The 8,157-nt window shown below is 62.0% G+C and carries 10 protein-coding genes; all 10 read left to right on the forward strand.

Annotated features, from left to right (window positions below; translation table 11 throughout):
• Positions 1 to 17: 17 nt before the first annotated feature.
• The 10 genes from VJX68_RS06345 (at position 18) to VJX68_RS06390 (ending at position 7,986) form a co-directional block, all read left to right on the forward strand.
• Positions 18 to 275 (forward strand): hypothetical protein, encoded by a 258-nt coding sequence (locus VJX68_RS06345; protein ID WP_324094825.1) that lies wholly within the window; start codon positions 18 to 20, stop codon positions 273 to 275.
• Entirely contained in the window at positions 268 to 2,760 is a 2,493-nt protein-coding gene (locus tag VJX68_RS06350; protein ID WP_324094826.1) for a phage tail tape measure protein, read from the forward strand. Before VJX68_RS06345 ends, VJX68_RS06350 begins: the two co-directional genes overlap by 8 nt.
• Entirely contained in the window at positions 2,696 to 3,400 is a 705-nt protein-coding gene (locus tag VJX68_RS06355) for a hypothetical protein (RefSeq protein ID WP_324094827.1), read from the forward strand. Before VJX68_RS06350 ends, VJX68_RS06355 begins: the two co-directional genes overlap by 65 nt.
• 110 nt (positions 3,401 to 3,510) lie before the next feature.
• The gene (locus VJX68_RS06360; RefSeq protein ID WP_324094828.1) at positions 3,511 to 3,852 is read left to right on the forward strand and encodes a hypothetical protein; all 342 of its coding nucleotides are present in this window, start codon (positions 3,511 to 3,513) and stop codon (positions 3,850 to 3,852) included.
• Positions 3,853 to 4,121: 269 nt separating this feature from the next.
• The gene (locus tag VJX68_RS06365) at positions 4,122 to 4,433 is read left to right on the forward strand and encodes a hypothetical protein (protein WP_324094829.1); all 312 of its coding nucleotides are present in this window, start codon (positions 4,122 to 4,124) and stop codon (positions 4,431 to 4,433) included.
• Positions 4,434 to 4,830: 397 nt separating this feature from the next.
• A complete protein-coding gene (gene terL / locus VJX68_RS06370) occupies positions 4,831 to 6,333 on the forward strand; it encodes a phage terminase large subunit (protein ID WP_324094830.1) in 1,503 nt (500 codons plus the stop codon).
• The gene (locus tag VJX68_RS06375; protein WP_324094831.1) at positions 6,333 to 6,788 is read left to right on the forward strand and encodes a hypothetical protein; all 456 of its coding nucleotides are present in this window, start codon (positions 6,333 to 6,335) and stop codon (positions 6,786 to 6,788) included. Before terL ends, VJX68_RS06375 begins: the two co-directional genes overlap by 1 nt.
• The gene (locus VJX68_RS06380) at positions 6,775 to 7,233 is read left to right on the forward strand and encodes a hypothetical protein (RefSeq protein WP_324094832.1); all 459 of its coding nucleotides are present in this window, start codon (positions 6,775 to 6,777) and stop codon (positions 7,231 to 7,233) included. The genes VJX68_RS06375 and VJX68_RS06380 overlap by 14 nt, the downstream gene beginning before the upstream one ends.
• A 349-nt stretch (positions 7,234 to 7,582) precedes the next feature.
• Positions 7,583 to 7,786, forward strand: coding sequence for a hypothetical protein (locus VJX68_RS06385; protein ID WP_324094833.1), 204 nt, complete (start codon positions 7,583 to 7,585; stop codon positions 7,784 to 7,786).
• Entirely contained in the window at positions 7,783 to 7,986 is a 204-nt protein-coding gene (locus VJX68_RS06390) for a helix-turn-helix domain-containing protein (RefSeq protein ID WP_324094834.1), read from the forward strand. The genes VJX68_RS06385 and VJX68_RS06390 overlap by 4 nt, the downstream gene beginning before the upstream one ends.
• Positions 7,987 to 8,157: the final 171 nt, after the last annotated feature.

Genomic DNA, 8,157 nt, shown 5'->3' on the forward strand with positions numbered 1-8,157 from the left:
ACGCGCGCAACCTGCTAATGAACGAAAGCGACGAAATGGCGACTGACACACAATCCTTGCGCGAAGTTTATCGCGAGCTCGTCGCGCTGCACCTCGAGATGCGCCAGACGCTCGACCGGACCTTGAAGATCTTCAGGCAGGGGTACCGCGGCTGCCGGCCGGAAGACGAAGCGACTTTAGCCCGTCAATTTCGGGCGATTATCGAGGCGACTCGCGCGAACATAGCCGCGGGCGCAGGCATGGCCGCCGAAAGATTGAGCATCCTAGATGAGTAACCTCGCCGAACTTTTCATCAAGCTCACCGCCATCGACGCCGCGTCACGTCCGATTGCCGCCCTACAGAAGCAGCTCGAGGGGATGAATCGCGCTGTCCGATCCACCGCAGGCATGCGCGAAGCTGGCGGCCACATGATGGCATTCGGTGCCGGGATCGCCGGTGCGGGCGCGGCCGTGGGCTATGGGCTCATAAAGACGATGGAAGCCGCCAGCGCGGTGCAGGAGCAAGTGAACCGGCTCGGCAACGTCGTACCGGCGGGCGCAGCCGGGTTGCAGGAACTGGCGATGGCCCAGAAGGCAGCGGCTGCATACTCGATGCAGCACGCGATAAGCCAGGAGCAGGCGCTCAAGCAACTCTATTTGGGCAAGAGTGCCGGCTTCGACATGGCGACCGCCATCCAGTCGATGAATACTGCGGCGTCACTCGCGATTGGCCTCGGCGGCGACATGGAAGCGACCCAACGCACCCTGAACTTAGCCTATCTGAACTTCAAAGACCCGGCGAAATCGGCGCAAGAAAATTTCCAGATGCTTGGCGACATCATGGCCAAGACGACCTCGGCGTTCGATTACAAGGACGTCGAAGAATTCCGCAGCCAGCTCGAGCTCGCCACTCCGACAGCGCTGGCCGCTGGCATGGGCACGACCGAAGGCATGAAGGACCTTGCTGCGACGTTGGCCGACTTCACGCGCCACGGCCTCACTGGCAGCCTTGCGGGTGCCGCGTTTGAGGAGTCGCTGCATGGCGTGTTGAAGATGTCCCAGAACCTCGGGATCGCTCTCGTGCACAATAAAGAGGGCGGCCTCGACTACATGCATTCGCTCGAGCAGATCCGAAAACATTTCATCGGACTCTATGGCTCGATGCAGGCAATACCGACCGGCGTCCTTCAGGAGATTCAAAAAACATTTGGCTTGCGCGGTTTGCGCGCGTTGCTGCTCGATCCTGCCGAGATGGAAGATATGCGGGCGCAGCTGGACCATGTGAATGGCGCAGCTGCGGAGTTCCAGAAGCGGATGGAGTCGTCGCCGGCGCAGCAATGGGCGATCTTCACAAATAAACTCCAGGCGCTTGAGATCGTCATCGGCACGGCGCTCTTTCCGGCCGCGATGAAATTTCTGGGCGCGCTCGGCAGCATCGTAACCGCGATCGTGAATTTCACCAGCGCTCACCCGGCACTCACAAAGTTTATCGTCCTTTTTACGGCGCTCGGCGCGGCGCTGGCCCTAGTTGTCGGCGGCGCTGCGATGTTTGCGGGCGCGATTCTCGTCGTTGCTAGTATGGTCGCGCCAATCGCCGGCACGGTCGCGGCCGTGCTAGGCATCGGTGTTGCCATCGCGGCGGTGGTCGCGGCCGTCGCTGCTGTAGGCGGGAGCTTTAGTTCGGCGTTCAGCAGCGCGTGGTCTGCAGTCACCGGGTTTTTTTCGCGCCTGGGCGCGCTGGCTATCGACATGGCGCCGGCGTTTGGCGCTCTCGCGATTGCAGTGTTCGGACCGTTTGGGGTTCTGATCGATGCGGTCGCGCTCGCCGGATACGAAATCTATGAGCACTGGAGCGCAATCTGGGGCGCAATCTCAGCCGTTGGCAGGGTGGTTTTGTCGGCGTTTGCCGCGCCGTTCGCAGCTGCGTTTCGCATTGTCGAGGCGCTGTTCGGCGGCTTCGTCTCTGCGGTGACAGCGCCGATCGCGTCCATAGCTGCATTCATAGAGAGCCATTGGAAGGGCGTCGCGACGGCGCTAGCGGTTGGCGCGGCGTTGCTCGCGGCTCCAGTGACGGCGACTATCGCGGTCGTGGCGTTCGCGGCCGTTGAGATCATTCGGCATTGGGACAGCATCAAGGCCGGCTTCTCGGCGGTGGGCTCGTGGCTGATGGCGAACGTCGGCTATATGCTGACGAGTCCGCTCAGCGCAGCGATCGCGCTTGTTTGCCGCCTCATCCCCGAGCTCTACGACGCGGGGGCGAACTTGATCAAGCAACTCGCGGCCGGTATTGCGTCGGTAGCGATGATGCCGGTCCATGCGGTCGAGACGATCGCCTCGAAAATTCGCTCCTATCTGCCGTTCTCGCCGGCCAAGGAAGGACCGCTGCGGGAGCTCGGACACGTGAAAATCGTCGAAACGATCGCGCAGACGATCAAGCCTGCGCCAGTGGCATCTGCGATGCAAAAAGTCGCCGCGGCGGCGGCGATGGCGCTGGCAGTGCCGCTCATGATGGCTGTGCCTGCTGCAGCCGCGCTCCCGTCGTTCGGGCCGGTGAGTATGCTCACGCAGCCAATTCCGACGCCGAGAGCGGCTGCAGCCGCGGCGGAAACCGCGAGGTCGACGCGTGGTGCCGGCCCGGTGACCATCAACTATGCGCCGGTCATCAATCTGCCGCCTGGCGCCGATAGCGCGGATCTGTTGGAGACGCTGCGCAAACATGCGAAGGAGCTGCGCCAGATTCTCTCGATCGAGGATATCCGGCGCGAACGGGCGGACTTCTGATTTTGAAGGAGAAACCAAAATGGAACGTTTGAACGACTTCAAAAGACATCTCAACGCGAGAGAGTCAGATCCCAGGCGGCGGGTAATTGCCGATGTTGAGGCCATCGTCGAGCAACTTAAGGCCGACATGCCAGACGACATCTTCGAGCGCATAATCGGCAATCGGCTAGTAGAACTGGAATCACGGCTCGGAGAGAAAATCGAATCGGGCCGCTTCGGCGATTGTGATCCGCTAGTGACCGCCTTCCGTTTCGATCTGTTGCGCACCATCCAGTACGAGAGATCTGAGGGTTTACTTAAGCCGATCACCGGCGCCAGCGAAGTCAAAAGATGCGGCTGGCTGTTCGAGCGATTTCGCTGGAACGGTTTCGAAACCGGCGCGCTTGCCCATCTCCTGCGGCCCGGCGAGATCATTCGTGAAGTGAACTATCGCCAGATAGTTACCGACCAGCGCACGATCGGCCGCTACTCTGACTTTTTCGACGAGCTCCGACCCAGCGGCTATTCAAAGGAACATTGGATGTCCCAATGCACCAGCGAGCGCGTGATCGCCGAAGCGGAGAATGCCGAACGCCGCGAAGCGGAGCAGGCGGCGCGTCCGTTTTCTGATTTTTCAGGACCGAATGTGAGGCCGCAATGATCTCGATCAATTCGATCGCAATTCCGATCGTCGATACCGGGGGCCGGCTTACAAAGAACGCAAGTCCAAAAGGGGGAATTATGGTCAATCTAACTGCAGTTGAGCGCGAGGTGGCTAATCGCCTTGGCCTTAACCTCGAGCGGGTTACCGCGATGAAGAAAAATCCGATAGTGGGCCGCGCCCTACACGGCGAGAACGGGCCCGGACCGTACGCGAAGCCCTATCCGGGAAAAAGGCAAATCTCGCCGTTTCCCAACACCGACGGCACCTACGAATACGCCGATCCAAGTGAACCCTACGACGCCAGTCCTGGCGCGCGGCCGGCCGGTGCGACGAAAGTTCGGACCGACAAGGACCGTGACGATGATCTGGATGACGCGAGAAAAGACTTGACCGGTCTCGGCGTGCCGCGGCGCATGCTCCGTCCGAAATTTCCGGCGCGCAAAAAGTGAATACAACTTTGCCGGGGCCAACGAAAATCGCTGCGTTGACAAACCCTCGCGGAAATACAGGCCGCGATGGGCCGCCCTGGCATCTCAACCCTTGCCGAGGCCGCGCCGCACACGCCGCGGAAACCCGAGTCTGTTTTGCCACAGGCTCGGGCCCCTCGGCATCACAACTTGCCGGGGCACGGCGAGCGAAGACGCCGACCGGCTGGGGTTTCCTCGTTCGCCCCGGCCCTTGCCCCGGCATTTTCACTGAGTCGAAGCAGAGGTAAAAAATGGCGAGCTGGAGAATTGTGTTCGGGCCCGGAGTAAAGGCGACGGTGAACAGCGCGATAGGTGCTGCGACGGCGGCATCGGTGACGGATATTGACCAACCTGCAGTGAACTTGACCGCGATTACCGGCTTCAATGCCCACTTTGCGGCCGCCATAACTGCGGCGCAAGCAGCGCTCGCGACACTGACCGGACCGGCGACCAAGTGCACGGTTATCATGCGCGGGTATGTCGATACCAACACGGCGGCGCCCCATCCCTATGCAACGGCAAGCCGGATCGTGATCGAAGTCGCCGAGACTTGGGGAAGTTGAGTGGACAGTCTACCCACGACCACGCCTCGAGCGCCTAGCCGTAAGGTTCGCTGCGAGAAAGTTCGCCGGAAACAGCGGAGAGTTTTCAATGCCCTGCCTTGGCTACAGGAACCCGACCGCCCCGCTGTGAGAGCATGGGCGGAACTCGAGGTGCTCTGCGAGCTAGCGTACGAAAAGCTGCGCGACCCCTCGTATGGCCTATTGAACGCCGAGGGTGAACCACGCGCCCTAGCCGACCTCTATCAGCGTCTTCGCCGAGCGCAGCTTCAGTTCTCACGTGAGCTCGGGATGACGGCTAGGGCCAGGGCGGAGATTTCGTCGGGCTCACACTCGATCCAGGTCGAGATGGCAGCGTCTCGGATCGCGCGGATACGTAAGCAGCGCGAGGGCATCGAAGATGCCGAATCAAAGCCTGAGTCTTGAGCTGGCCCATAACGATCTCGCTGCGTACGCTGCGGCTCTCTGGCCGCCCTTTGAGCTCGCGCCTCATCATCGGCAGCTAGTTCAGACGCTCGAGCGTGTCGAAGCCGGCGAACTCGATCGCGTCATCGTCGCGATGCCGCCGCGGCACGGAAAGTCACTTATCACCTCGACGCTTTTCCCCGCGTGGTTTCTCGGCCGCAACCCTACGAAGTCGATCATCGCAAGCTCGTACGGTCAGGAGCTGGCCTCGGACTTTGGCCGGCGTGTCCGTGGTTTCGTAAGCGACGGGCTGCACCGCGCGATCTTTTCCGACTGCACGATCACCGACGACAGCGACAGCGTTCATCGCTTCCACCTCACGCAGGGCGGAGCGTACTACGCCGTCGGCGCCGGGGGGCCGCTGACAGGGCGCGGCGCGGACCTACTTTTGATCGATGACCCGATCAAATCGGCAGAGGACGCGCGGTCGAGCGCGTTCCGGCGCTCGCTTCAGAGCTGGTACGAGAACACGGCTTACACGCGTCTCGAGCCGGGCGGCGCGATCGTCGTGATCGCTACGCGATGGCATGAGGCCGACTTGGTCGGATGGCTACTTAAAGAGCACTCGTCTGAAGGCTGGAAAGTCCTATCGCTGCCGGCAATCGCCGAAGTCAACGAAGGTTGGCGCAACGAAGGTGACCCCCTGTGGCCTGAGAAGTTTCCACGCGACACGCTAGATCGAATTCGTGAAGCAATAGGATCCGCGGCCTGGGCATCCCTGTACCAACAGCGGCCGGCGCCCGAGCAGGGCGCGATCTTCCAGCGAGGGTGGTGGCGCACCTATAGCGAGCCTCCGAAGTATCGACGGTTAGTCTTTAGCCTCGATACAGCATTCAAGGCGACGCAGAGCGCCGACTTCTCAGTCTTACAAGTCTGGGCCGAGACCGACAACGGCTATGCCCTACTCCACACATGGCGCGAGCGCGCTGAATTTCCCGAGCTCAAGCGCCAGGCCGTAGCGCTGGCCGAGATCTGGCGGCCGCACGCAGTGTTGATCGAGGACGCGGCGTCGGGTCAGTCGCTCATTCAGTCCCTCAAGGCCGAGACGCGCCTGCCGGTGCTGCCGGTCAAGCCGCAAGGCGACAAAGTCAGCCGCGCGCACGCAGTGTCGCCGCTGGTCGAAAGCGGCCGTGTGTTCCTACCCGATAGCGCGCAATGGTTGTCCGACTTTATTGATGAGGCGACCGCGTTCCCGACCTCGCAGCACGACGATCAGGTCGACGCACTCACCCAGGCGCTTACCTACCTGCACGGCGCCGGGCGGCAAGTTTACGAATTTTTGCCAGCACCGCGCCCGCTCGAGCCGGCGCGCGACCCGCGCTCTCGGCTTTACGAGGGCAGTTCAAACACTTGGCGCGAGCGACCCGATCACAGCGGCGACCGCTCCGTCGTGCGACTACAACGCGCGCGCGGAGGGCGCTGGGGCGGTGGCTGGTGATGGACGAGACCGAGTTCGAACGCGCCCAAGCCCGTAAATTATTTCGCGCGATCCTGTGGCGGGCGTTCGCGGATCTCAACGCGCTAGTGCACGGCGAGCAGCTGCGCGACGAAGACGAAGTACCGTGGACTGCGCCGCAGCGCAGGGTAGAGCTCGTAGACCTTCGGGATTGGTTTTTGGTGCCAGATCCATCGCCGTGCTCACTAGACTTGGTCTGCGAAATGCTTGGCCTCGATGCCGACGGGCAGCGCGCGAAGGCGCGACAGATCCTCGCTGGTCGTCGCGTCAAGAGACGTCGAAGGCTGAGCCCGGAGCAGCTGCGCCACGTCCGCGCGGCGTTGGCGGCTGGTGAGACAACGAGGACGATCGGTGATCGGCTTAACTGCGACCAGTCCACGATCAGAAAAGCGCGAATCCGTTTCCGCCGCGAAGGGAGGAAGTATGCGGCTGCCTGAAGATGGATGCTCAGTTTGTAAGGCCTGTTACGAGTGGTTCCCGGTCTATTTCGCCGCGTGCCGTTTTTGCGATGGGCCGCTGTGGGATATCGAGTTTGTGCCGCCAGTGCGACCAGGTGAGTCCGGGCGCTGGGTGTGGCACAAGCCGGGCGAGCTGTCGCCGGCAGCACGCTTTGCGCTCTACACGGGCAGGGAAGCCAATGCCAAGCGCAGCGATGCGGCTGTGCTCAGGCCACGTACCGAGGCCGGAACATTCGAAGCCAGTCTGGTATCAGCGGATACCGCACTGGTTCGAGAACCGGATCGCGCGCGTATCGAAGCCGCCAAGGAGGCCGGCGTCGGCACCGGTACCATGGGGCGCGCGTTCGCAAAGACGCGCGGCTCACTCGCTACCAGCGAAACCTTAATCGTCGAAGTGAAGCGCCGGCCAATGAGGAAAGTATGAAAAGAGCACATCCACGCTATCCGCGACCGCGCCGGCCGCGGTAGCCTCAAAACTTCTTCCGCTTTGCCGCGCGCCGCTTATTCTCGGCCGACCGTTGCTCCGGCGACAGGGCATCCCAATACGTGCGCGAGGCGGCGGCCATCTCGGCTGACTTCTCCTCTTTCGTCTTACCCCTCCACCGTTTGGCCCGGGCCCTGCGCAAGTGCTCGCTCAATTCGACCATGCCTCGTAGTCTAGCGGGCGCGTCGGCGTGCGCAAGTGTTACCGACGAACACAGCCTCTATAGAGGCCGTTGACATTTGCCCGATTCTTGAAGTATCGTTCCTTCAAATTACCCAGGAGGAACGAAATGGCAAGCGTAAAAACCATCATGGCCGGCGCCGTCCGGTTCAAACACCCCGAGCCCGCGACCGTACCCGAGTTCGCCCGGATCGCCGGGATCAGCCGTGCCTCTGCACAGGCGCTGATCCGCCTCGGCGTCCTGCGTATCGTGCACGACCAGGGCCGAGACAAGATCCACCTAGCGGAATACAACCGCAGGCACGAGGGATGAATACTCCACTCGCCGGAAAACCCTGGCTCTCGGTTAAGGAGACGGCCGAGTTGTTTGGCTACTCAGTCTCCACGATCAAGCACTGGCTGAAAACCGGCAGGCTCGGCCCGCAGACCGGTGCGCATCACCCGGGTCGCGGTATGCAGTGGCGCATCAATCGCGTCGAGTTCGAGGAGAAGTTTCTCAACGGGAAGGCGTGAAAGCGCCGATAGACGCCCGCGCGCCGCTCGAGTAGGACTGGGGATCGCTGACTGGGTTTTTGCCCCCCCCCTTTTACCGGTCGGCGACGGGCTGGCGTTCTCGCAGCGCTGGCCCGTTTCTTATTCGAACCGGCGATCGGAAATCTCTAGGCCGCGAGCTCGCTCACGCGC

Source organism: Binatus sp. (SeqCode) (assembly GCF_035272065.1).
Taxonomy (GTDB): Bacteria; Desulfobacterota; Binatia; order Binatales; family Binataceae; genus Binatus.

What these genes read in the sequence shown, in the direction of transcription:
- VJX68_RS06355 (WP_324094827.1), top strand. Translation starts at nt 2,696, where the DNA reads ATGCGAAGGAGCTGCGCCAGATTCTCTCGATCGAGGATATCCGGCGCG.
- VJX68_RS06350 (WP_324094826.1), top strand. Translation starts at nt 268, where the DNA reads ATGAGTAACCTCGCCGAACTTTTCATCAAGCTCACCGCCATCGACGCC.
- terL (WP_324094830.1), top strand. Translation starts at nt 4,831, where the DNA reads ATGCCGAATCAAAGCCTGAGTCTTGAGCTGGCCCATAACGATCTCGCT.
- VJX68_RS06390 (WP_324094834.1), top strand. Translation starts at nt 7,783, where the DNA reads ATGAATACTCCACTCGCCGGAAAACCCTGGCTCTCGGTTAAGGAGACG.
- VJX68_RS06385 (WP_324094833.1), top strand. Translation starts at nt 7,583, where the DNA reads ATGGCAAGCGTAAAAACCATCATGGCCGGCGCCGTCCGGTTCAAACAC.
- VJX68_RS06345 (WP_324094825.1), top strand. Translation starts at nt 18, where the DNA reads ATGAACGAAAGCGACGAAATGGCGACTGACACACAATCCTTGCGCGAA.
- VJX68_RS06375 (WP_324094831.1), top strand. Translation starts at nt 6,333, where the DNA reads ATGGACGAGACCGAGTTCGAACGCGCCCAAGCCCGTAAATTATTTCGC.
- VJX68_RS06365 (WP_324094829.1), top strand. Translation starts at nt 4,122, where the DNA reads ATGGCGAGCTGGAGAATTGTGTTCGGGCCCGGAGTAAAGGCGACGGTG.
- VJX68_RS06380 (WP_324094832.1), top strand. Translation starts at nt 6,775, where the DNA reads ATGCGGCTGCCTGAAGATGGATGCTCAGTTTGTAAGGCCTGTTACGAG.